The organism is Pseudomonas sp. LB3P25, from assembly GCF_054897985.1.
This window is the reverse complement of record NZ_CM142711.1, coordinates 1,452,998-1,476,946: the sequence shown is the minus strand read 5'-3', so window position 1 is coordinate 1,476,946 and position 23,949 is coordinate 1,452,998. Positions and strand designations below refer to the sequence as shown.

General features: G+C 57.5%; 14 protein-coding genes. 4 read left to right on the top strand and 10 right to left on the bottom strand.

The genetic code is table 11. The features are described from left to right. Positions 1-942, bottom strand: coding sequence for a glycosyltransferase family 2 protein (locus tag ACYZTW_RS06420; protein WP_462004198.1), 942 nt, complete (start codon positions 940-942; stop codon positions 1-3). After that, positions 939-1,313, bottom strand: coding sequence for a GtrA family protein (locus tag ACYZTW_RS06415; RefSeq protein WP_462004197.1), 375 nt, complete (start codon positions 1,311-1,313; stop codon positions 939-941). Before ACYZTW_RS06415 ends, ACYZTW_RS06420 begins: the two co-directional genes overlap by 4 nt. A 255-nt stretch (positions 1,314-1,568) precedes the next feature. Here ACYZTW_RS06415 and ACYZTW_RS06410 point away from each other — a divergent pair, with 255 nt between their 5' ends. Then, the gene (locus ACYZTW_RS06410) at positions 1,569-2,693 is read left to right on the top strand and encodes an OpgC family protein (RefSeq protein ID WP_462004196.1); all 1,125 of its coding nucleotides are present in this window, start codon (positions 1,569-1,571) and stop codon (positions 2,691-2,693) included. Positions 2,694-2,961: 268 nt separating this feature from the next. Here ACYZTW_RS06410 and ltrA read toward each other — a convergent pair whose 3' ends face one another. The 3 genes from ltrA to ACYZTW_RS06395 all read right to left on the bottom strand — a co-directional run bounded on the left by ltrA (position 2,962) and on the right by ACYZTW_RS06395 (position 7,618). Beyond that, positions 2,962-4,254: a group II intron reverse transcriptase/maturase gene (gene ltrA, locus ACYZTW_RS06405; RefSeq protein WP_462001131.1), complete on the bottom strand. Its 1,293-nt coding sequence runs from the start codon at positions 4,252-4,254 to the stop codon at positions 2,962-2,964. A gap of 491 nt (positions 4,255-4,745) precedes the next feature. Further along, positions 4,746-6,077 carry an IS4 family transposase gene (locus tag ACYZTW_RS06400; RefSeq protein WP_462000820.1) on the bottom strand — a complete coding sequence of 444 codons (1,332 nt, stop codon included), beginning with the start codon at positions 6,075-6,077 and terminating at the stop codon, positions 4,746-4,748. Between the two features lie 122 nt (positions 6,078-6,199). Then, positions 6,200-7,618: an amino acid permease gene (locus ACYZTW_RS06395; protein ID WP_462004195.1), complete on the bottom strand. Its 1,419-nt coding sequence runs from the start codon at positions 7,616-7,618 to the stop codon at positions 6,200-6,202. 674 nt (positions 7,619-8,292) lie between these two features. On the opposite strand from ACYZTW_RS06395, the gene ACYZTW_RS06390 reads away from it, so the two are divergent. The 3 genes from ACYZTW_RS06390 to ACYZTW_RS06380 all read left to right on the top strand — a co-directional run bounded on the left by ACYZTW_RS06390 (position 8,293) and on the right by ACYZTW_RS06380 (position 17,436). Further along, positions 8,293-8,751, top strand: coding sequence for an REP-associated tyrosine transposase (locus ACYZTW_RS06390; RefSeq protein ID WP_462004194.1), 459 nt, complete (start codon positions 8,293-8,295; stop codon positions 8,749-8,751). A gap of 365 nt (positions 8,752-9,116) precedes the next feature. Continuing rightward, complete coding sequence (locus ACYZTW_RS06385; protein WP_462004193.1) at positions 9,117-12,227, top strand: transglycosylase domain-containing protein; 3,111 nt, start codon at positions 9,117-9,119, stop codon at positions 12,225-12,227. Positions 12,228-12,621: 394 nt separating this feature from the next. Then, a complete protein-coding gene (locus ACYZTW_RS06380; RefSeq protein WP_462004192.1) occupies positions 12,622-17,436 on the top strand; it encodes an NEL-type E3 ubiquitin ligase domain-containing protein in 4,815 nt (1,604 codons plus the stop codon). Positions 17,437-17,493: 57 nt separating this feature from the next. Here the strand turns inward: ACYZTW_RS06380 and ACYZTW_RS06375 are convergent, their stop codons facing one another. The 5 genes from ACYZTW_RS06375 to ACYZTW_RS06355 form a co-directional block, all read right to left on the bottom strand. Beyond that, on the bottom strand, positions 17,494-18,741 hold the full coding sequence (locus ACYZTW_RS06375) for a hypothetical protein (RefSeq protein WP_462004191.1): 1,248 nt from the start codon (positions 18,739-18,741) through the stop codon (positions 17,494-17,496). 74 nt (positions 18,742-18,815) lie between these two features. Then, a complete protein-coding gene (locus ACYZTW_RS06370; protein ID WP_462004190.1) occupies positions 18,816-20,063 on the bottom strand; it encodes a hypothetical protein in 1,248 nt (415 codons plus the stop codon). A 24-nt stretch (positions 20,064-20,087) separates the two neighbouring features. After that, on the bottom strand, positions 20,088-20,588 hold the full coding sequence (locus ACYZTW_RS06365) for a CS1 type fimbrial major subunit (RefSeq protein ID WP_462004189.1): 501 nt from the start codon (positions 20,586-20,588) through the stop codon (positions 20,088-20,090). A 15-nt stretch (positions 20,589-20,603) separates the two neighbouring features. Next, on the bottom strand, positions 20,604-21,344 hold the full coding sequence (locus tag ACYZTW_RS06360; protein ID WP_462004188.1) for a molecular chaperone: 741 nt from the start codon (positions 21,342-21,344) through the stop codon (positions 20,604-20,606). Positions 21,345-21,382: 38 nt separating this feature from the next. Further along, positions 21,383-23,905 (bottom strand): CS1-pili formation C-terminal domain-containing protein, encoded by a 2,523-nt coding sequence (locus ACYZTW_RS06355; protein ID WP_462004187.1) that lies wholly within the window; start codon positions 23,903-23,905, stop codon positions 21,383-21,385. Between the last annotated feature and the right edge of the window lie 44 nt (positions 23,906-23,949).

Below are 23,949 nucleotides of genomic sequence, written 5' to 3'. Positions count from 1 at the left end.
CTAAAACCCGAGCCGGTCTTTGCCGCCGACGACGTCTTTGACGATATAGCGCGGCCGATGTTTGGCTTCGATGTAGATGCGGCCGATGTACTCACCGAGGATGCCGATGCCGATCAGCTGTACGCCGCCGAGAAACAGAATCGCGGTCATCAACGATGGGTAACCGGGGACGCTGTTACCGAAGAAAATCTTGTCCAGCACCATGTACACAGCGTAGAGCACCGCGAAGATCGAAATACCGCCACCGACGTAAGTCCACAAGCGCAACGGCACCGTACTGAACGAGGTCACGCCTTCCAGCGCCAGGTTCCAGAGCTTCCAGCCATTGAACTTGCTGGTGCCCGCCACTCGCTCGGCTCGCTCGTATTCCACCACCACGGTGGTGAACCCGGCCCACGACAGCACACCCTTCATGAACAACTGGTGCTCGGGAAGTGCGCGAATCACGTTGACCACCTTGCGGTCCATCAGCCGGAAATCGCCGACGTTTTCTTCGATGCGGGTGTACGCGATACGGTTCAGCACACGGTAGAACAGCGACGCGCTGTGGCGTTTCAGGTAACTATCGGCGGCGCGATCCCGGCGTTTGGCGAGCACCACATCCGCGCCTTTTTGCCATTCGCCAATCAACCGCGGGATGACGCTGATCGGGTCCTGCAAATCGACATCCATGGGAATCACCGCATCGCCGGTGGCATATTCCAGGCCGGCGAACAACGCCGGTTCCTTGCCGAAGTTACGCGAGAAGTTGATCAGCAATACCTGTTCATCAGCCTGCGCCAGGGCCTTGACCTCCTCAGCCGTCCGGTCGGAACTGCCATCGTTGATGAACACGATTTCGACCTCTGCCTGGTCAAGCCTCAACTCACGACGCACTGCCTGATAAAACAGGCTGATCGCCTGTTCTTCATTGAATACCGGAACGATCAACGAGACTTTCATGCGTTACGCTCTCGAAAGACCACGTACTTTGAAAACAGAAAGCCAAGCACCAGGCTCAATGCCGAAAAAATAGCTACCGTCAGCAGACCGTGAAGTCTCCACACGTCTCCCGCATGGCCGACGCCCAGACTCAGCGCCCCCATGGTTCCCAAGAATAGAAGATAGCCGCCGACCGACGCCTTGGTATCGAAGGTATACAGCGCGTTCATGTAGAAGGAAAACGAGGCGGCAAAGCAGAAGGCAGCCAGGTTGCTGACAGCCTGACTGAAGCCGGCCCCCACGCTCAACAGGAAAAAGATTTGCCAGTGGATCAGCGTGTTGGCGACCCCGACCACCGTGTAGCTGGAAAATCCTTTCCATAAAACTTTCATGGTGACCCTCCTGTTTCACGTCATAAAACTTTGAACCTGACTGCTGTCAGAAATCACAGGTTAGCGTGTCTTTCAGACCAGCGGTTCTTTGTGACCAGCGGTAGGGCCACCGCCCTGCCTGGAGACATCCCGTAATATCCCGGTTTTGCAATTACCTGCGAATCACACCACCCTGTGCGCCGCCGATGTGTGGCGCGCAACCTTTGGCGCCGTTGGCTACTCCTTACCTCAACACCCGTTCACGAGCCCGCCGTCATGACGTTTGAGCGCGATCACCGAATCGACTTTTTTCGCGGCCTGGCACTGATCTTCATCTTCTGGGATCACGTGCCGCAAAACCCCCTCGCCCAATTCACGGTGCGCAATGTCGGCTTCAGCGATGCGGCGGAGATTTTTGTGTTTCTGGCCGGTTATGCGGCGGTGCTGGCCTACGGCAAAATCCTTGCGCGCGATGGTTACCTGATCGCCTGCGTGAAGATTCTGCGGCGCGCCTGGGTGCTCTACGTGGCCCATATTTTCCTGCTGGCCATGCTGATGGGCATCGTGTTCTTCGCCAACAGTCATGTGGAAACCCGCGATCTGGTGGAGGAAATGGGCCTGCATCACTTCATCACCACCCCCCAGCAAGCGTTGACGGATGAGTTGCTGCTGCGCTTCAAGCCGAACCTGATGGACCCGCTGCCGCTGTACATCGTGCTGCTGGCGGGCTTGCCACTGGTCCTGCCGTTGCTGGTGCGCAAGCCGTGGGCGGTCGTAGCGGTGTCATTGGCGGTGTACTTGCTGGCACCGCGGTTTGGCTGGAACCTTGCGGCAATCAAGGACGGTGTGTGGTACTTCAACCCCGTCACCTGGCAACTGCTGTTTGTCCTCGGTGGCTTTGCGGCGATTCACGGGCAGCGGCCACGGTTGCCCGACACTCGCCCCCTGTTGCGCCAGCCCTTGTTTGTCAGCGCGGCGGTGTACGTGGTGGTGACCGGCGTGATTACAGTCTCCTGGCGCTGGCCCGAAATACACGATGCCGTGATGCCAGCCAGCCTGAGCAACTTGTTGTACCCGATCAGCAAGACCGATCTGTCGCCGGTCCGTCTGCTGCACTTCCTGGCGCTGGCTTATGTCACCGCCAGGCTCTTGCCCGGCAACGGCTGGACGCAAAACTGGCTGGCGCAGCAATGCTGCCGCATGGGGCGCTACTCACTGGAAGTTTTCTGCCTCGGCGTGCTGTTGGCGCCCTTGGCGGACATGCTCAACGCCCTGACCGACGATGCGTTTGCCATGCAGGTTTTTACAGCGTTGGTGGGTGCCGGGGTGATGGCGTTGCTGGGGGCGTGGCTGGATTTCAACAAGCGGTTGAATCGCCCGGTCCAGGTCGCAGCCGCTTGATATCGGCATAGTTACCATGTGGCGAGGGGATTTATCCCCGTTGGGTGGCGCAGCCGCCCCAAAACCAGCAGGCGCGATGTGTCAGGTATACCGAGTGCTATGGTTTTACGACTGCTGCGCAGCCGAACGGGGATAAATCCCCTCGCCACAAAAGCTCGCTCGACACATGATTGCCAGCCAATCGGCATAGGGGACGGCCTTCATAGGCCGTTCCCCTGCCACACCACCCGGCATGCGGGTCCGCACCGGGCGGTTCGAGAGATTGAGGTCAGGAGAGACGCGGTAAACCCGTTCTGTCGAACCACGCTATATCGAGCACTCGGTTGAGTTCAAGAGCGCTATTGCGCCACCAGCAGCGAGAGCTTCCCGCCACTTTGCGAGCAGTAGCCTCACTTGCACCCAACCTGCGCAGCTCTCGATAGATCGTTGAACTACGCCGCCATTGCTTGAGCTGGATTGCTCGTAGTCGGTGTCGTATCCATTCATCTAACTCTCGCCAGATTCTGGGAGTTTGCGACAAGCCGAAATATCCCTTCCAGCCAAGCATGTAGGGCCTTAATCGGTCGACAACTTGTTGCAAGCTGCGGCCACCTGAGCGCCGGGTAAACCAGCGGATGCACTGTTTGAAGCGCTGACGCGCTTTGACCGCTACTGTCCTTTTGACGCCTTGTGGAGAAGCCCAGAACGCGTACCCCAGAAACTTGCGACCAAATACACTCGCCACCGCACTCTTGCTCTCGTTGACGCTCAAGTGCAGCTTTTCATACAGACGCTTGAGCAAGGCCATCACTCGCTGCCCGGCCTTCTTGCTGCGAACATACACATTCGCATCGTCGGCATAGCGCACGAAGCAATGACCTCGACGTTCAAGTTCCCGATCCACTTCGTCCAGCAGCACGTTCGCCAGCAACGGCGACAGCGGGCCGCCTTGCGGCGCCCCGCAGCGGCTTTTCTCGACTACGCCATTGATCTGCGTTCCCGCATCCAGATACGCCCGAATCAGCCGGATAACCGCCCGATCCGCAATCCGCTTGCGTAAACGATCAATCAAAATATCGTGATCGACCCGGTCGAAGAACTTCTCCAGATCAACATCCACCACCACTCTTCGCCCTGAAGACACATGGCGCTGAGCCGCCAAAACAGCATCCTGCGCGCAACGTCCCGGGCGAAAGCCGTAGCTGTGTTCACTGAAAGTCGGATCGAGTTCTGGTTGCAAGACTTGCAGCAACGCTTGTTGGATCAAGCGATCGGTGACCGTTGGAATTCCCAACTCGCGCTGACCGCCGTCAGGTTTGGGGATGACCACACGTCGTACCGGGCTGGGCCGGTAGACGCCTGAAAGAAGCTGTTCGCGAATCGCCGCCCACTGGCTCAGTAGATGTTCGGCGGTCTGTTCAATATCCAGACCATCGACGCCCGCTGCTCCCTTGTTGGCCTTGACCCGCTTCCATGCCCGCTTCAGGTTTTCTCTCGCAAAGGCCCGATCCAGCAGCCCTTGCCCTGCGTTGTCGGATTCATCTTGCGGGCGATTGACCTCGTCGCTGATGGGGCTTCTCACGGTTTCACCGCTCGCGTCCTCACATCCGCCCCGCGTTTGGCAGGCATCTGACTTCCGGTCGTTCGCATCAACATGGCCTATAACGCTTTCTCTCGTTCGGCCCTTCGTCAAAAAAAAAAAAAAGACTACTACGGCCTCTGCTGACTTCTCGCTCCGGCTTGCACCGTCGCCCTTTCAGGCACAAGGCGAGATCTCCCCAGGTAAGAACGCAATCCTTCACCACACAACCGCCGGATTTACGCAACCTGATCCTTGACCACAAGAGCTTCGCGGTTTTATGCCCGCTCGCCCTGATCGGCTTCGCCTTCTATCCGGTTCTTGTACATCGGCTCATGGCTTCGATCCACGCTTCCTCCCCACACTCGGTCGCCCTCATGCAGTTGCGCTTCACTTCGTTCGCTGTGGTCAGCTTACGGCGGGACTTTCACCCACAAGATTGCGCCCATGCTGGGCGCACATAAAAAGCCCCGGCCAATGGACCGTAATGCTGTTCACTTAAGCGGAGCAGCCTTACGGTCCACTGGAAACCGGGTCTTTGAGATCTTCACCGTCCTTGGCCTCGAAGGCCTGGGGCGGTGGTCCAGAAACAATCCTCCGATACCTGCCCTCAACTCTGCCAATCGTCTCCCGGTCGCTGAAACCGGGTTAGCCGCTGCCATGACGATCAGTTGGACTGCGATGTACTGGCAGGCCGGTTTGAAACGGATGTCCGATGGCGCTCGACCAAACGCCACCGCCGCCTGACTGGCTTCCCGACGAATTACGTTGTAAGCCAGCAAGAGTCCCCATACCTCCTGATAGACCAGATCGACTTTTTTGCTGCGCAAGGTCACTGCGTTCTGTTGCATCGAGCTCTTGATGTCCCTGAAGCCCAATTCAATTTCCCAGCGCTCCTGATAAAGCCTGGCAACCGCCTTGGTGTTGTAGGTATCGGCCGGCAACGACGTCATGACGGTTTTTAGCTTGCCTTGAATTTCATAGCTGACTTCGCGGGCTTCCCAGTGCGTTGGAAGAGTCGGAATGCGCTTTCTAGCCTGCGGCGAGACTTTCATGCGCACCAAACGGTCGTGCTGGCCGTAACGGGCCACTTCCTCACAGACCATGCCTTTTTTGGCCGGGATCAACCAATGACGGTTGATCCCGGCTTTGCTCAGGCTCGACAGCATTTCAGCCCCCCAGAACCCTTTATCGAACAGCGTCACCGAGTGGTTGGGGATCTGTTGCAGGAACTCATCGGCCAAGCGCATTTCACTGCGCCGGTAGGGACTCAATTGCGCATCCAGAATCAAGTGCGAGCGTACATTCATCAACGCCACAAGACGCATCATGGGAAACGGTGTCTGGCGGTCGGTCGAAGTATTTCCCGAGCCGAAGTGATCCCGAAGCTCGGGCGTATCCGCAGTGCGCAAGAGCGCACCGTCTACCGCGAACACCTGCAGATCGTGCCAGGCGTCACCGCTATAGCGCTCTGCACCCCATTGGGTACCCGTCTTGCGGAACAACCACTCAACAGGATCGGCGCCGAGCCGCTTTCGAGCTTCGGTTACACCGCTACGGGCCAACAGGTGGTCGGAGGCCAGGCCTTGGGCGCAAATGTTCAAGCGTCTGGCCACCTCGTGAACGGGTTCGTCACGAAACAGCGCCATGCCGAGCACCAGCCAAAGCACCTGGTCAGCAGGCAAGCGACGTCGGCGAATGGTGGCCTGACTGGAAAGATCCAGCGCAGAGGCTACCCACTCAATGGGGATGTTTTGGGTAAAGGTGCTCAGGTCGCAGAAGTTGAAAAGGTCGCCGAGGTCGAGCAGGTCCTGTTGAACAGACATAAAAAATCCGATGCCAGAGGTCTGGCATCGGATTTTCGGATAAGCCCAGCTAGGACTCAAATGCTTAAGTGAACAGCATTACGGCCAATGGACCGGGGCTTTTTCATTTCAGGTGTTACGCCTTACGAAGCCGAACGCACCGCACCCTGCGACACATTGGTCGGTTGCAGCTTGAACACGTAGAACAACACCGTCAGCAGGACCAGGAACGCCGGGCCTACATACAGTGCCACGCGGGTGTCCGGGAAGTACGCCATCAGGCCGACCACCAGCACCAAAAACGCCAGTGCCAGATACGAGCTGACCGGGTACAGCCACATCTTGTATTTCAGGCCGGCGCGTTCGCTGGCGCTCAGGCCTTTGCGGAACTTGAGCTGGGCCAGCAGGATCATCACCCAGGTCCAGATCGCGCCGAAGGTGGCAATTGCCGTCACCCAGACGAACACTTTTTCAGGCACCAGGTAGTTGAGCAGCACGCCCAGCAACAAGGCACCGATCGACAGCAGCAAGGCGCGACGCGGCACGCCATTGTTCGAGGTCTTGGCGAAGCCGGCCGGAGCCTGACCGTTCTGCGCCAGGCTGTAGAGCATGCGACCGGTGCTGAAGATGCCGCCGTTGCAGGACGACAGCGCAGCGGTGATCACCACGAAGTTGATGATGCCGGCGGCGGTCTTGATGCCCAGACGCTCGAAGGTCATCACGAACGGGCTGCCCTGAGTGCCGATTTCGTTCCATGGGTAGATCGACAGGATCACGAACAGCGCGCCGACGTAGAACAGCAGAATCCGCCAGAACACCGAGCCGATCGCATTGGGAATGGTCTTCTGCGGGTTCTTCGCTTCACCGGCGGTCAGGCCGATCATCTCGACACCGAGGTAAGCGAACATCACCATTTGCAGCGACATCAGCACGCCTTGCACGCCGTTGGGCATGAAGCCCCCGTGAGCCCAGAGATTGGAAACCCCCAGCGCCACGCCGTCGTTGCCGAAGCCGAACGCGATCACGCCGATGCCGCCGACCACCATCGCGATGATGGTGACGATCTTGATCAGGGCGAACCAGAATTCGAACTCACCGAAGGCTTTCACCGCGATCAGGTTGATGGTGCCCATGCTGATCAACGCAGACAGCGCCCAGATCCAGCGCGGCACATCGGGGAACCAGACGCCCATGTACACCGCCACCGCGGTGATTTCCGCAACGCAGGTCACCAGCCACAGGAACCAGTAGTTCCAGCCGGTCAGGAAGCCCGCCAATGGGCCGAGGTAGTCTTGAGCATAACGGCTGAAGGAGCCTGCAACCGGGTTGTGCACCGCCATCTCACCGAGGGCGCGCATGATCACCAGGATCGCCAGACCGCCAATGATGTAGGACAGCATGATGGCCGGGCCAGCCATCTCGATGGCCTTGGCCGAACCGAGGAACAGGCCGACGCCGATACAGGCGCCGAGCGCCATCAAGCGAATATGCCGTTCGCCGAGTTCGCGTTTGAGCGGGCCGCCTTGAGCGGTCTCGCCATTGGGCAGGTGATTGCCTGGCATAGGGGTACAACCTCGTCTTGTTATTGGATATGACCACCGAGTGTTGAAGCGCTGACCAGTAAGCCAATGCTTCAGAGAAACCGAGTCTGCTTCGTGGGCAAACCCGTCTTGTAGGACAAAACCTGCAAGATCAGCGGGGCGTGCAGTATAAAAAGCTTCCTACAGGGCTTTTCACTCTATAAACCACAACATTCAGCGAGAACTCTCGGGAAAAGTCCGGTTTACGGAGGGGCATTACCTGGCTTTTGTAGGATTATTCACCAATTAAACGGCGCGGAGTATTGCACAGCAATGGTGCGTCGTCATGGTCCTGCCTAGGCCTTATTCCCCCCAGATGGCTCTAACTCAAGCATTCCAGACCTAAGTGCCTCTCTGTGGTGAGAAGAGCTGTTGTGGCGAGGGGATTTATCGGAACGCCGCATCGCCCCGTTCGGTTGCGCAGCAGCCGTAAAACCTGTGGATGCGATGTGACTGAAAGGACACAGGGGAGCGCTTCGCACTCCAACGGGGATAAATCCCCTCGCCACAAAAGCCCTCTCTCCACAAAGGCTCTGCCCACTTCGATGAGTCCTGCAAAGGAATCAGAAATTTCACTCAAAAGTCTTAGCTTCGATAAAGACCACTGCGTACTAGCCTGAAAGCGTCACTTGACGATCACGTAAGGAAGCAATGGATTGCCTACTCAACCTAACTCTCATCGCCTGCGCTTCGGCCGACATTCCGAAACCGGTCGCGCTTATCTCATCACCGCGGTTATCCGCAATCGCCACCCCCTATTTTCTGATTGGCGCTTGGGCCGCCTGCTTGTCGCAGAAATGCGACGGACTCACGACTCCGGGCTGGTGAATTCAATCGCTTGGGTGGTTATGCCTGATCACTTTCATTGGCTGATGCAATTGCAAGACGACAATTTAGGGAATGTCATTGGTGCTACCAAAGCCCGATGCGCCCAGGCAGTGAACAAAACGACCGGCCGAAGTGGCTCTTTGTGGCAAACCGGCTATCACGATCGAACCATTCGTGATGGCGAAGAGCTTCTACCGTTCGCTCGTTACATTGTTACCAACCCCTTGAGAGCAGGGCTCGTAGACAAAATCGGCGATTACCCCCTCTGGGATGTCTGCTGGTTGTAACGTCACTCCCCTTCTGTGGCTACCGAACTCCCTGTGGTGAGGGGATTTATGTGGTGAAGGGAATTTATGTGGTGAAGGGAATTATGTGGCGAGGGGATTTATCCCCGTTCGGTTGCGCAGCAGCCGTAAAACCTGTGGATGCGATGTGACTGAAAGGACACAGGGGAGCGCTTCGCACTCCAACGGGGATAAATCCCCTCGCCACATAAATCCCCTCACCAATCCCCTCGCCACAAAAGCTCCTTTCCACAGGTGCTTGACGATGAGAATTCAAGATTTGTGTATCCACAATTTTTTCACCAACGCCAACCACCGACTAAGCTTCAGACAAGTCCTCTCAATCTGCGTGAATGGATCAGTCGACTATGGGCGCTTTATGGCAAACCGATTCGAGTGAAGATGTGGTTCCGACTGAACGTGTGGATGAAGCGCCTTTACCTGAAAAACCTCGTCGTTCCCGGCACGGCTGGGGGGCTTTCTGGTTGTTGTTGCTGATAATTCTGATTGTCGTGGGGCTGGCCGCGGCCAAGGAAATGCGCACGTCGAAGTTTCAATCCCGGGAAATCAGCCAATTCGCCGAAACCCTGAGCTACGAGCTGAAACCCGGTCCCAGCGATGCCATTCGTTATCCGGGCGCAGGCCCTTTCGACCTGCGTCTGGGCTACAGCTCTCTGGATGAATTCCTGCCGCGTCTGATCAAACGCGACTACGTTGTGGCGTCACAGACCCGGTTTTCCCAAAAGCTGATGGACTACACCGACAAGGGCTTTTTCGTGCCCTATGCAGAGAAAATACAGGCTGGACTGTCGATCACTGATTGCCGTGCGGCACCGCTCTACCAGTACAAATACCCACAACAACTGTATTCAAGCTTTGCGGCGATCCCTCCCGTGGTGGTCAACAGTTTGCTGTTCATCGAAAACCGCTTCTTGCTCGACCCCCGTCAGCCCCGGGCCAACCCCGCGGTGGATTGGCCGCGGTTCGGCATGGCGGCGTGGTCCCAGGTCGCCAAACTGATGCACCTGCCGGGCCAGTCGGCGGGCGGCAGTACCCTGGCAACGCAACTTGAGAAGTACCGGCATTCGCCCGATGGCCTGACCGTGTCCGGCGCGGAAAAAATCCGCCAGATGATTTCCGCCAGCGTGCGCGCCTATCAGGCCGGGCCGGAGACCCTCGAAGCCCGGCAGAACGTGATTCGCGACTACCTCAACAGCGTGCCCCTGTCGGCAGTACCGGGCCACGGTGAAGTGCATGGCATGGCCGAAGGTTTGCGCGTCTGGTACGGCGCCGACTTCAACGCGGCCAACGAACAGCTGGCCAGCAACGCGACAGATCCGAAAAGCATGTCGGAAAAAGGTTTGGCCCTGCGTGAGATGCTGTCTTTGATGATTGCCCAGCGCCGCCCTTCTCACTACTTGACCAAGGGTCATGAGGAACTGGCCGACCTCACCGACAGCCACATTCGCCTGCTGGCACTCAATAGCGTGATCGATGCGCCACTCGCGGCCGCGGCATTGGCCAGCACAGTGACCTATCGCGACTGGCAAACACAGCCAACTATTCAGCCGATCGAAACCAACAAGGGCATCAGCGTGGCACGCAGCCGTCTGGGCGGGTTGCTCAACCGTCCGTTGTACGACCTCGACCGCCTTGATCTCTCCGCCACCAGCACCCTGCAAGGCGAGCTGCAAACCAAGGCCACCGAGTACCTCAAGCATCTGGCCGACCCTGTGTTTGCGGCGCAGATCGGCTTGATGGGCGAACGCCTGCTGACCCCCACCAGTACCACTCAAGTGCGCTACAGCTTCACGCTGTTCGAACTGACCCCGGACGGCTCGCGGGTGCGGGTGCAGACCGATAGCACCGACCAACCGTTCGATATCAATGAAGGCAGCAAGCTGGAACTGGGCTCCACCGCCAAGATGCGCGTGCTGACCACCTATTTGCAGATCATGGCCGAGCTGCACGATAAATACGCAACGATGACCGTCCCGGAACTGAAGAAAGTCGACGTCCCGGACCAGGACCGTCTGAGCCGCTGGGCCGTCGATTACCTGATCCAGAATAAAGACCGCAACCTGCCGGCCATGCTGGGCGCCGCGCTGGACCGCAAATACTCCGCCAGCCCCGGTGAAGCCTTTTTCACTGGTGGCGGGCTGCACGTGTTCCATAACTTTCGCAACGAAGACAACGGCCGCATGCCGACCCTGCGCGATGCGATACGTGAGTCGATCAACCTGCCTTTCATTCGGCTAATGCGTGACCTGGTGCGTTACACCACGTATTCCGGCCCCAATAGCAGCGCCGAATTGCTCAAGGACGACCGCGACCCTCGGCGTCAGGAATACCTGGCCTCGTTTGCCGACCGCGAAGGCACGTCGTTCCTGCTGAAGTTCTGGAAGAAGTACAAGAACAAAGACACCCAGGCGCGACTCGAGACCTTCCTCGACAGCATGCGCCCGACACCGATTCGCATGGCTGCGGTGCATCGTTATCTGTTGCCACAGGCCAGTCAGGAAAGCTTCAATACCTTCGTGCGCTCGCACCTCAAAGGCGCCAAGCTCACCGAGAAACTGACCGACGAACGCCTCCAACGGCTCTACGAAAACTACGGCCCTGGCGCCTACGACTTGCCGGACCAGGGTTTCATCGCCAAGGTCCACCCGCTCGATTTGTGGTTGATGGGTTACCTGCTGAACAACCCCGACGCCAAGTTCAGCCAGATCGTCAAAGCCAGCCAGTTCGAACGCCAGGAAGTCTACAGCTGGCTGTTCAAAAGCCGTCACAAGGGCGCCCGCGACAGCCGCATTCGCACCATGCTGGAGATCGAAGCGTTCCTCGACATTCACCAGCGCTGGCAGAAAGTCGGTTATCCGTTCGACCACCTCGTTCCGTCGCTGGCCACCGCCATCGGCAGTTCCGGCGACCGCCCAGCGGCATTGGCGGAGCTGATCGGCACCATCCTCAACGACGGTGTGCGGATGCCGACTCTACGCATCGACAGCCTGCACTTCGCGGCGAACACGCCCTATGAAACCAAGCTGATCAATGACCCGGATGTCGGTAAACGGGTGATGCCTTCCGAGGTCGCCACGGCCATGCGCGAAGCCTTGTCGCAGGTGGTCGATGCCGGCACGGCCAAACGTGTTTCCGGCAGTTTCATCACGCCGGATGGCAAACCGTTGGCCATGGGCGGTAAAACCGGGACCGGCGACAACCGTATTGAAGCGATTGGTTCGGGTGGACGGATTCTGAGTTCGAAATCGATCAACCGGACGGCGACCTTCGTGTTCTACATAGGCGATACCCATTTCGGCACCCTGACCGCGTTCGTGCCCGGGCGCACGGCCGAGGCCTTCAAGTTCACTTCGGCCTTGCCAGTGCAAGTGCTCAAGGGCATGGCGCCGATTCTCACGCCGTATCTGCAACCGGGAAGTAACACGCAGTGTCTGCCTGTCGAAGTAGCGCGGCGCTGATGAGCCCGCGCCATCAAGGGAGGTGGTAAATAATTATTTTCGGCATTGATAATTCCAATGCTTTGCAAGTACGCCCCCTTACTTAACAGCAGTAATTCAGACTTTTACTTTGGGCGATGGAGGATAGGCTGGTGACTTCCTTCCATGTTCAAGGTTTATTAAAACAATGCCTGATTTACAAGGACGTACACCCGACAATAAAGGCCGCCATTACGACTTTATAAAAAGTCGGATTCCTCACACGTTCAAAAATGCTTCAGTGAAGAGAATCCAGGAACTCAACACCGCGCGGACAGGCCCGGCGCAATGGATCACCACGGCCTCAAACTTCAGTCACAACTTATTACAAGACGCCAACCTGAAACTTTGGGCATCACAAAACAAAGTTGATTTAGTGCTTGATGAGTTACAAGACATTTATACATTCGCCGAACCCTTGTTGAGCGCCGCACTGAAAGAACAATACGGCGTCGACGACGATGTAAAAACCACTTACTTACATCTTTACCTTCCCAAAGAACGGCCTTGGTATGCCATCAATATTTCCAAGGGCTTCGTGACCCGTACGGTTTCACTGCTTGATGCGGCGCTGCATAACTTCGCCCGATCCGAAGCCTGCGAAGCGGACTCCGACTTCATCAGCCAGCCCGACGAGCGAGGGCTGTTCGATATCAAGCCGATCAAACGAAAAATGTCCATCGCCCAGTTCCAGACCCTGTGTCGCGAACTGGACATTGGCGCGCGTTATACCCAACACCTTGAAAGCTTTTTGCTGCCCGACAATCCGGTTGCGAAGACTTGGCTGCAATACAACGTGGTTGAAAGTCAGAAGGCCGCGTTCAAAGCAGCAACACATTTGGCGGTCATAACCGGCGACATCGCGCGGGACACCCGCGACCTGGTGCTGGCCATGCTGGATGGCCAGCGCAACCTCAGGTTCAAAGGCAAGATTGTGCAGTTCGGCGAGATGTCCCTCCTGGACACGCCGTTGACCGGCATCGTGCTGATTTCGCCTAATCTCGATCGAACCAACAATGCTGCCCAAGTGATCGCCTACGTTCCCCAGGACCCCGAGCACCCGCTGAAAGAATACCCCTCAGTCGAAGCCTTCATGAATGAGCTGACTCGCCAACTGCGCGACAACGACTTCATCGAATCGTCACAAATGACCTATCGCCAATACTTCAGCCAGTTCGTCGCCCAACCACAGCGCGGCCACTTTTTCGCCGAACTCCAGCAACGCCTGTTCGAGGTCACGCAGCATGAAAAAGAAGCGTTGGACCAACGCCCGGTGTGGCGGGAGGAGCCCGTGGTCAATCCCAAGGTGCGATTTAACTTTGTACTGATCACGGGCGATGTCTGGACCCATCTCTACCAGCAAAAGCTCAACAAGATACTCAATGACGCCAGACACATTGCTGTATCTACCGCCGATACGGACAGCAACGCCCGTTGGGCCTGGTGGGACAACTTCAAAAAAATCGTCTCGGACATCTTCAACGTGGCCCTGATGATCGTCACCCCGTTCGTACCCGGTCTGGGCGAATTGATGATGGTGTACACCGCGTATCAGATCACCAGCGACGTCATCACCTCTATCGTCGACCTTGCCGAGGGGCAGTGGATCGAAGCCGCCGAGCATGTCATGGGGGTGGTGACCGACATCATCCAGTTGGCGGCCTTCGCCGCGGGCGCAGAGATTGGCAAACTCGCTCGTTTGAAACTCTCCCCCTTGATCGAAGGCATGAAACCGGTGCAACTGCCCAATGGCCAACAGCGCCTGTGGCACCCCGACCTCAAACCCTACGAACAGCCGAACCTCAAGTTGCCAGCCACTTCCCTTCCCGATGAACAAGGCCTGCACACCCACGAAGGCCAGAACATCCTGGCGCTGGAGAACAAACACTACGCCGTGCAACAGGACCCGCTCACGGGCAACTACCGCGTCAAGCATCCACGCCGCGCCGATGCCTATCGACCCGAGTTGAAACACAATGGCAGGGGCGCCTGGACCCACGAAGCCGAGAACCCGCGCGAGTGGGAAGGCTCGACCTTGATGCGTCGTCTGGGTCATAGCGTGGCGGACTTGAGCGACACCGAACTCGAACAGATCCGTACGATCAGTGGCACCGAGGACAACGCCCTGCGCAAGATGCACATGGACAATGCGCCGCCACCGCCGTTGCTGGACGATAGCCTCAAACGTTTCAAAATTCAGAAGGAGGTCGCACAGGCCGGCGAGCAGATCCGCACCGGGCAGCCGCTTGCCCCGTCCTCCTATTGGTTCGAAAACCTCCCGACCTCGCTCGAGGGCTGGCCTGCCGACAAGGCGCTGAAGGTGTATGCGGATTCCAGTCAGACCGGAAGCTTTCGCCAGTATGGAAACCCCGACGCGACCACCGGTCAGACACTCTCCACCGATCTCTCCCACGTTATGAGCGGCAGGTTTCCAGAGAGCATCCTTGCGTTTCTTGACGAGGAAGAACTCAGGGCCCTGTTCGGTCGGCGAGTACCCAAAGGTGAGCAGCGGCAAGCACTGCGCAATCTGTTGGCTGATGAAGCAGACGCCCTGAAAGTGGATATTTTCAATCAGCAGTACCAGTCCAGCGAAAGGTCAGATGACCCGCAGCTTCGACAGCTGGTACAGAGCGCTCCCACGCTCCCACGCAGTGCAGCGGAAAAACTGTTAGGCCATGCCAGCCGCGCTGACCTGGAGCGCATGACCCAGGAACAACGCGTGCCATTGGACTTGAAAAGTCAGGCCCGGGAGGCGGCATTCGAGGCTCGCGCCAGCCATGCCTATGAGGGGTTGTATGAAGATGCCTTCCTGACTCCCGAAACCGAAAATCTGGTGCTGAACGCCCTTAGAATCCACGCCGATACGTTCAACGATTTACGCATCGAAGTGCGTGACGGCACCTTTGACGGGCCGTTGCGTTGCAGCGTCGGCAGTGACAAGGCAACGACCGTTCGGCTGCTGATCAGAGATGAACATGCAAAATACGAGGTACGCGACGGCACTGACCATACCTTGCATGAAGGAGGCGACTTCTACGACTCGGTCCTCTACGCCTTGCCAGCGGAAAAACGAAGAAAACTGGGCTACCGGACAGGCCAGGGTCGGCAGTTTAAACAATGGGTGATGGCAAAAACCGAGGCACCCGCCGAGCGTCGGACAGCGTTGCTTGAACCACCGATTCGCCCGGTTGCAGACCCACAAACAGTCGCCCTTCTTCGGGGCCCCGTGATCTCAAAATCGGCAACGACCCTGGAAGAACGCGTGCAGGATCTGTATCCCCATTTGTCCGAACGGGAGGTCAATACGTTTGTTCGATCCCTTGGTGAGTCGCACGACGAGGCGATTAAGACGATCCGTCGACTTGACCGCGATTTGTACAACCTGAAGGAGACACTCAATAAATGGCGGGTTCAAAAAAACGACGGCTGGGGTCCTGGCACCTATTCTTTCAGGGATGAAGGCGGGCAGCACATCGCCGACCGCCTGATCGAATGTTTCGAACGAAAATCGACCATCTTCGGCGAACGCAGCACCTCCGTTGAAACGGGTTATGCACTGGACTTGTCGACGGAGTTCAGTCGTTACGATCTGGAGCGCTGGTGGAAAAAGCTGCCCGACATCAAGTACTACCTGGATCAGGTCAGTACCCTGAACCTCGACCGAGGGACCTTTTCAACAGCCCCCGGCGGTCTGTTGAAGAACTTTCCTCATCTACGACAATTGAGTGCACGAGGCTGCCGGCTGGCCCAGCTACCGGAAGACATCGGCAAGATGCATTTTCTTCGAACGCTGCGTCTGATGAACAATCAGATCAGGTTGACACCTTCCGCTGTCGAGCAACTGAGGCATCTGACCCGTATGGAAACGCTGCGCCTTGATGACAACCCGCAATTGGGAATGCTGCCGGACGTGGGGCGCATGCCTAAGCTGAGCATTCTGAGTCTGGGCAACACCGGCGCCACCACCTGGCCCGAGGGGCTCTTCAAAAAACATCGGCCCCGGGGCTTTTACCTGGACTTGCTGGACAACCCGCTTAGTGAAATTCCTGCCGTCACACCGGGCTCCGATGAGGCACGTCTGGTGGCTCGCACGCGCCTGACGCCAGCGCAGCTTTCGGACGCTAACCGTATCGCCTTCGAAGGCTACAGAAGGTCGGTGGGCCTGAGTCCCAGTCAGCCTGTCTCCGACGCCGCTCTGAACACCATCGCGCAATGGCCAATGACCAGCGACTCCCAATGGTGGAGTAACGCCGCGACAGGGCTCGGCACTTTCAGGCATGAAGCGTGGATCGATTTGATGGCCGAACCCGATTCCACTGCGTTCTTCAGCGTGATCGAAAGCCTGACTCACTCTGCCGATTTCCGGGCCGGCGGTACAGTGCGCGAACTGCTCAGCAGTCGGGTATGGCGAATGATCGAGGCCATGGACCTGGACAGCGACTTGCGCAAGGAGTTGTTCGACATCGCCACGGCACCCACCACCTGTGAAGACGCCGGTACACAAGCGTTCAACAACATGGGAATCAAGGTACTCACCAGCGAGGCGTATGCGCTGTCAACGTCACCCGAAATCATTGAGAAAAAGCTGGTGACCCTGGCAAAAGGCGCCGCCCGCCTGAAGCGAGTGGACGATATCGCCAGTGCCGATATTGCTGCCCGCTCCGGCAACCCCGATGAGGTTGAGGTGCATCTGGCGTATGAAACCGGCCTTGCTCAGCGCCTCGATTTGCCGTGGCAGTCACAAAGGATGCTGTATCGACCCACGGCCGGAGTGAGCGACGACATGCTCGAGCAGGCCTTTGACACCGTGCTGTCAATGGAGGAAGGCGACGGGCTGATCAACGCTATGATCGAGCAACCCTTCTGGGAGAAATACCTGCGTGACACTTACCCGTCCGAGTTTCGACGCAATGCCCGACAGTATGAGTTCAAGACCGGCGTGCTCGATGAACTCCGGGACGCTCAACGAGCATGGGCCGACTCAAAGGGATTGCAGTTGGCCCAGCGACGGGCGCTCAAACAACGATTACAAGACCTCGGCAGGCAACTGGGCGTTGCGGAAAGTATCGCGCTCGCCGATGAACGAATGACTGAGGAGCGCTATAACGCTTTGCTCAACGACATCGGCTACGAGGAAAAACAATTGAGCAGAATGTTGTCCCGGGCAGCTCTGCAAAGAGCCGGGCAGTAAATTGAGCAGATGAGCGTCCCCTGAAGGTGATCATCAAACACCTTCAGGGACCTTTTTTCAGCCCACTTCCGAATCCCAGATCACTGTCACGCTGCCTGAGTACTGCCTTTGTTGTCCGGGACGAATCATCTCTGCAACTTCAGTTGCGAGAATCTCGAAGTGCAGCGTTCCGGGTTTGCGATCCACATAAAACCCCGGCTGGAACAGCTCCGTCCCGCTGCCATCAAGCCGTAACTGCCGGCGATTGACCGGTTGCCCGCCAGCGTCCGTCAAACCATGGGGCAGGCTCACGCTGACGTTCAGCGGCACAAAGTGACCAGACAGGGGGTCACCCAGCGAGCAGGTATTGCCTTGGACGTATTGGCATTCCAGCTGCATTTTAAAACGCGAACTGGCGGAAATATTGAAGGTCTGGTCGCGGAACAGGCGCGTTGGTTTGCGCCCGTGGGTCAGCCAGGATTGCCAGCCGCCTTGCGGGACCAGCTCAACGCGATTGCCTCCCGGGGGTATGTCGACTTTGAGGGTGTGCTGAACATCCAGCGTGAAATTCAGTGTCAGGGCCGAACTACTGGGCTGCATGATATCGCCCATGTCGAAGTCCGCTCCTGGCCCAAGGCTGTAGGTCAGATTTCCAAAGTATTTTCCGGCGGACATGCCCAACGGGTTAGGCGTCACCAGCTCATAGGCAAAATCCAGATACTGATAGCGCAGCCACGGCACATCGAACTTGGCCTGCTTTTCACACGAACCTTCTGTCGGGGTCTTCCAGAAAAAAGCATAGGCACGCGCTCCGTAAAACCCAAAACCGCTGTAAAGACAGGGAGCAGGTGCGTTCACCCAGCGGCTGCCCCACAGCTGTTGGTGGGCGACCCCATGATTTTCGGCACCGCCCACCAGTTCGATTACGTCGTCAGTCTCGTAGTTAGATCCTAAACCTGCGATACGCACCTTCACTGTCTCAGGCTCACCGGTGGTTTCATGAAAGACTGTCAACTCCCGCCACATTGCCGGGACCTTTATCATTGCACCCTTGCGTGGATCCCCGTGGTTGGCGGTGATCGGCCCATTGGAATCGAACTGGATCGGCACCCGCAGACTGAACATTTCATTGTCATTGCACATCTGAGGGTAGTACTCGCAATAACCACTGAGCGGCGTGTCATTGATGAATTTATTGCGTTGCGGGTTCGCCGAGTCCGGTTTGAACGAGGCTTGAATCGATACTTCCTCAGCCCAGGCCGATGACAGCCATACCGACAACAGAACAATCACACCTGCTCGTTGGAACGTCTGAAAATGGTTCATCCCTTAGCCTTTTAAAATCGGTAACTTGGCCACATGGCCCCACATCGTGACGCGCCCCAGCTTGCGCGAAGCCACTAAACTTCCGAATCCCAGATCACTGTCGCGCTGCCCGAATACTGCCGCTGTTGTCCGGGTCGAATCATCTCCGCCACTTCATTTGCGGGTATTTCGAAATGCAGCGTTCCCGGTTTTCGGTCCACATAAAACCCCGGCAGGAACAACTGCGTGCCGCTGCCGTCAAGCCGTAACGGGCGGCGATTGACCGCTTGCCCACCCGCGTCTGTCAAACCATGGGGCAGGCTCACGCTGACGTTCAGCGGCACAAAGTGACCGGACAGAGGGTCACTCAGCGAGCAGGTATTGCCTTGGACGTATTGGCATTCCAGCTGCATTTTGAAGCGTGAGCTGGCGGAAATATTGAAGGTCTGGTCGCGGAACAGGCGTGTCGGTTTTCGGCCTTGAGTCAGCCAGGATTGCCAACCACCCTGGGGCACCAATTCAACGCGATTGCCACCTGGCGGCACATCGACCTTGAGGGTGTGCTGGACGTCCAGTTCGAAGTTCAAGGTCAGGATCGAACTACTGGGCTGCATGATGTCGCCCATGTCGAAGTCCATCCCGGGGCCGAGCGTGTAGGTCAGATTTCCAACGTACTTTCCCGAGGACATACCTAATGGGTTGGGGGTTACCAATTCATAGGCAAAATCAACGTACTGATAGTGCAGCCAAGGCACATCGAACTTGGCCTGTTTCTCACACGCCCCTTCAATCGGGGTCTTCCAGAAAAAAGCGTAGTAATACGAGCCGAATAAACCCACGCCGCTGTAAAGACAGGGAGAGGGGGCGTACACCCAACTGCTGCCCCACAATTGATTGTGGGCGACGCGATAGTCGGTTCCTCCGCCCACCAGACTGATGACGTCTTCGGTCACGAATTGGGAGCCGATACCGGCGATGCGAACCTTTACGGTTTCCGGTTCGCCGGTTGTTTCATGGAGAACCGTCAATTCCCGCCACTGGGCGGGTACTTTTATCATCGCGCCCTTGCGTGGATCCTCATGATTGGCAGCGATCGGCCCACTGGAGTCGAACTGGATCGGCACCCGCAGACTGAACATTTCGTTGTCCAGGCAGTCCTGGGGACGCGCCGCACAATAACCACTGGGCGGCGTGTCGTTCTTGAATTTATTGCGTTGCGGGTTCGCCGAATCCGGTTTGAACGAGGCTTGAATCGATACCTCCTCAGCACAGGCCGATGACAGCCACACCGAGAACAAAACAATCACACCTGCACATCGTTGGAATGGCTGAAAACGGTTCATCACTTTAGCCTCATAAAATCGGTATCAAGCACCCGGCATCACCGCGTTGAAGATCATGTTGACGCTGCCAAAGTAATTGCCGGGCTTGTACACCCCATCGACAGGTGGCATCGGGACGATTTCCAGCAAGACGCGTTTGCCTACAGCTGCGTCAGTCAGGGAAACCACTTCGCTGTTCTCCTGCTCGCTCAACAATTTGCCGTTGAACATCACCCGCAAACCAATGTCATGGGCCTCAGTACCGTTGGACAGATACGGTCGACCTTCAAGCCGGGCTTCGATCGAACCGGCCTCGTTCTTGACGTCGAAATACTTGCGCAAGCCGCCCAACGTCGACGCTGTCAGATTCCACGGCAGTTGCTGCTCGCGATGAATCCAGCCGGGGTCTGCGGGAATCACATAAAACGCCAAGGTCGGAATCGTCACGAACACATCGAAACGGTGTTCCTCCCGGGCAGCAAAAACCGGCGTGGAGGTCCACACGGCAATGGCCGAGACAAACACGAAGGTCAGTTTTTTGAACATAGTCATCACCCGGGGTTAACCCTTCACGTCCAGTTTTTTGCTTTTTTCACCTTCAACCAGGGTGAAACGGTATTCGCGACCGGCCTGTTTCTCGAACTGAAAGGTACGGCCCGCGAGGATGTGATGTTTGGTCGTGGGCTGGCAGTCCTGTTCGTTTTTAACCGAGCAGTCCTTGAACTCATCGATCACCACGACAGTGTTGCCATTGTTGCGAATTCGATAAGTGCCCCCGGTGTTTTCGATCGCGCTGTCGAAACGTGCGTCTTTGGGTCGCACGAAAAACACCGCGCCGTAACCGGCCAGTACGTTGACCCCGGCGGAGAGGGTTTTCTTGTAGTCCTCACGCTCTTCGCTGGAGACGGCGAACTCGTCTTCTTTCTCGGGCACCACCGGGACGAAACGCACGCGAAAATAGCGCTCTTTGTCGCGCTCGCCCATGAACAGCAATCGCGTGCCCTGCATGCCATTGGCCGGCACGATCAGCCGCGCCGGGCTGGCCATCAAGCCGTCACGGGCGCTGCCATCGCCCTGGGTCTTGAGGGGTACTTCCTGTGATTTGCCGTCGGCGTCATAGAGGATCTCGAGAATGTTGACCTTCACAAACGCGGTGCTGTCGCCGCCATTGAAAACCCGTTTCAGGTAGGTACTTTTGTCCCCGTCCAGATAGTCGTACACAGTGCCGATATTGATGCTCGGTGTGGCGTGAGCAGTCTGGGTGAACAAACAAAAACCAAATAATGCCAACAGACGTTTCATCGTCCCTTACCTCGTTGATTAATCACGTTCTGCGGCTATCAACCCGCCGTCCGATTGATGAAAGCTGCATCCGCCAACGTGTCCGGCGTGCAGCGCAAATCGCCGATCATCAGCACGTTGTTTTCAGTGCGCCCACTGCTCGGGTCGAGGCGGAACTGACACAGCAACTGATTACCGTGACGCACTTCCAGGGTCGGTGAACCGGCGTTCATTTCCATGGAGAAGAAGCCGTCCACTTCACTCACTCCACGACTGGCGTGGTTGATGATGTGGTGGCCCTTGAGCGGGTTGCCTTGGGGGTCAATCAGGCGACCGAGGACGGTGAGGGTTCTCATGACCTTGATTTGGCGATACTCCACGCCGCCCTTGTTCAGGTGATAGCTGGAACGTGCCGGTTGAATGGTCGCGGCGGGCACATCGTTGCCCTCGAAGTCGAAACTGACGGAGCTGCTTTTATAGGCGGTGATCGGCACGAAGTTGCGCCCCGGTTTGAGGACCGCACTGCCGCCGCTCAAATCGTCGGCACGCAGGGCGATGTCCTCGACGTCCGATTCCACGTCGATGATCATGCCGGCACCGTTGCGGTGGTACTGGCTGGTCATAACCATTTTCTGCCCGCCGACGGCCACGGTGCTGTCCAGGTTCAGGCCACCGGTGAAGTCGTTGTTGAAGGACGAACGCTGGATAAAACCGTCGCCATTGGCCAGGTCCGATTGCATCGTCGCCATCGCGTTCAACCCGACACCGTAGGTGTCGGTGATCGCGGTCGCAGAAACGCTTTGCAGCAGGTGATCCTGCAGGTCTTTGCGGTAGGTAATCGACGCGTTGTTATCCCGACCGCCGTCGCGCGCAGTGCGGGTACCAATACTGCCGGAGATCTGCTCACCGGGACCACCCAAGGCAACGTTGATGCTCAGGTCGATGCCACGATTGCGGTCGTCCCCTGAACTGAAACTGCCCGGCCGGTCGAACAGTGACAGCCGCCAGTTGGCATCGCTGCCAAACAGTTGGGTGCGCTGCGTCCACCCGAGGTCCACGCCCGTGCCTTCGGTGTTGCCTTCACTGTGGGATACCCGGGCATTGATCGAGCTTTTGCTGGTGAGCCGGTGATTCAATGACAACGAAGAGTTGCTGGTCTGGCCGACAAAAACGTTGCGCTGCCGTACCCGCGTGCCGTCCGGCAGCGTGTCGTAGAGCCGGGTCGTGTCGAGCCAGCTGCGGTTATGGCTGGCGACGATGCTGCCACTGCCGTAGGAATACAGCCCCTGCACATCCATGCCAGTGCCGTAGTTTTCGGTTTGGTAAACGTTGGCATAGAGGCTGGCGTTGTTGACGATTGCCCAGTCAATGGACGTGCCGTATTGCAGGCTGTCGCGCACTTGCCGGCCACTCAGGCCAAGGATCACTCGCGGGTGCAGCAGGAAGTTGAACGCCGCGCCAGCGGTCATGTCGCCATCGGCCTGCTCTTCCCAATTGCTGAGCAATTTGGATTCACGGCCGGCGAACAGGTTGTAACGCCAGCGCTCGTCATGGTTGCGCCAGTTGTTCGGCTTGTAGACCAGCTCCAGGGTGCTGGACGTGATCTGACCGTCCTCGATCAGGCGTACTTCCACTTCATAGATACCGCCCGGCAGCGGACGTGTATCGAGGGTTTGCAGCCCGGCGGGGACGGCCTGGGTGTTGATCAGCAGACCGTCGCGATAGATTTCCACCGAACCCAACCGATTGGCCGTGACATAGATCGGATACACCGCCGGCTTGGGATTATTGATGGCCAGGCTGTCGGAGCTGCCATACATGACGCCCAGCGCGGTGTCGGGGCTGGTGCCAAAGGTGCGCGGCTGGCGGGTGAGCCCTTCGGAGGTGGGGGTGAAATAGCCCAGCCGCAGAAAATTGCCTTCCAGTTCGCGCTGGGTATAAAGCTCATTCACGGCGTGATAGAGCTTGTTATCCATGCCGCCCAGTCGGGACAGCTGCATATTGACCGCTTGGGTCCAGTTACCCAGGCTGCTGCTGGCTTCCAGACCATATCGCCCGCCGAGGTCCTGGTTCTGACCGCCATTGAGGTTCAGCTGGTTGCGCACGATCAATCCAGTGCTGCCGCCTTCGGGCAATGAGTAGTAACGCTGCACTTGATCGTCACGCTCGGCGTTTTCCGTGAGGATCGACACCAGCGAGTTTTCCAGGCTGTAGTGCACCGCCAGCAGTTGTTCAGGGCATTTGGCCTGGCAGCCGCCGAGGGCCACGCCTTGTTTCAGATAGCTCGACCAGATGTCGCGTTCGCTGGGCTTGAACGTGCTGTCGCTGACATCGGTGAAGTCAACGAGGGTGATGCGATCATCGCGGGTAAGTACGACCATCGCCTCACCGAGAAACTGTTGGTCAAGTTCCGCGCGTACTGCCAGCGGCACATCAAAGAAGTGCTCTTCGAACTCGGTCGGCAAGCCCTTGGCCTGCGCCAGCAGACTTCGAGGTGTAGTGCCGTTTTCCGTAGGTGCGGCCAAGGCGGTTGCACAGAAAAGAAGGGCAAGCGCCGTCGCGATGGGCGTCATCGGGAACATGAACGAAATACTCTGAAGATAAATACGTTGAAACCCGATCGACA

Excerpts from the sequence above, each read along its gene's own strand:
- ACYZTW_RS06410 (WP_462004196.1), top strand. The coding sequence starts at position 1,569 with ATGACGTTTGAGCGCGATCACCGAATCGACTTTTTTCGCGGCCTGGCA.
- ACYZTW_RS06385 (WP_462004193.1), top strand. The coding sequence starts at position 9,117 with ATGGGCGCTTTATGGCAAACCGATTCGAGTGAAGATGTGGTTCCGACT.
- ACYZTW_RS06360 (WP_462004188.1), bottom strand. The coding sequence starts at position 21,344 with ATGAAACGTCTGTTGGCATTATTTGGTTTTTGTTTGTTCACCCAGACT.
- ACYZTW_RS06355 (WP_462004187.1), bottom strand. The coding sequence starts at position 23,905 with ATGTTCCCGATGACGCCCATCGCGACGGCGCTTGCCCTTCTTTTCTGT.
- ACYZTW_RS06395 (WP_462004195.1), bottom strand. The coding sequence starts at position 7,618 with ATGCCAGGCAATCACCTGCCCAATGGCGAGACCGCTCAAGGCGGCCCG.
- ACYZTW_RS06375 (WP_462004191.1), bottom strand. The coding sequence starts at position 18,741 with ATGAACCATTTTCAGACGTTCCAACGAGCAGGTGTGATTGTTCTGTTG.
- ACYZTW_RS06365 (WP_462004189.1), bottom strand. The coding sequence starts at position 20,588 with ATGTTCAAAAAACTGACCTTCGTGTTTGTCTCGGCCATTGCCGTGTGG.
- ACYZTW_RS06420 (WP_462004198.1), bottom strand. The coding sequence starts at position 942 with ATGAAAGTCTCGTTGATCGTTCCGGTATTCAATGAAGAACAGGCGATC.
- ACYZTW_RS06415 (WP_462004197.1), bottom strand. The coding sequence starts at position 1,313 with ATGAAAGTTTTATGGAAAGGATTTTCCAGCTACACGGTGGTCGGGGTC.
- ACYZTW_RS06370 (WP_462004190.1), bottom strand. The coding sequence starts at position 20,063 with ATGAACCGTTTTCAGCCATTCCAACGATGTGCAGGTGTGATTGTTTTG.
- ACYZTW_RS06400 (WP_462000820.1), bottom strand. The coding sequence starts at position 6,077 with ATGTCTGTTCAACAGGACCTGCTCGACCTCGGCGACCTTTTCAACTTC.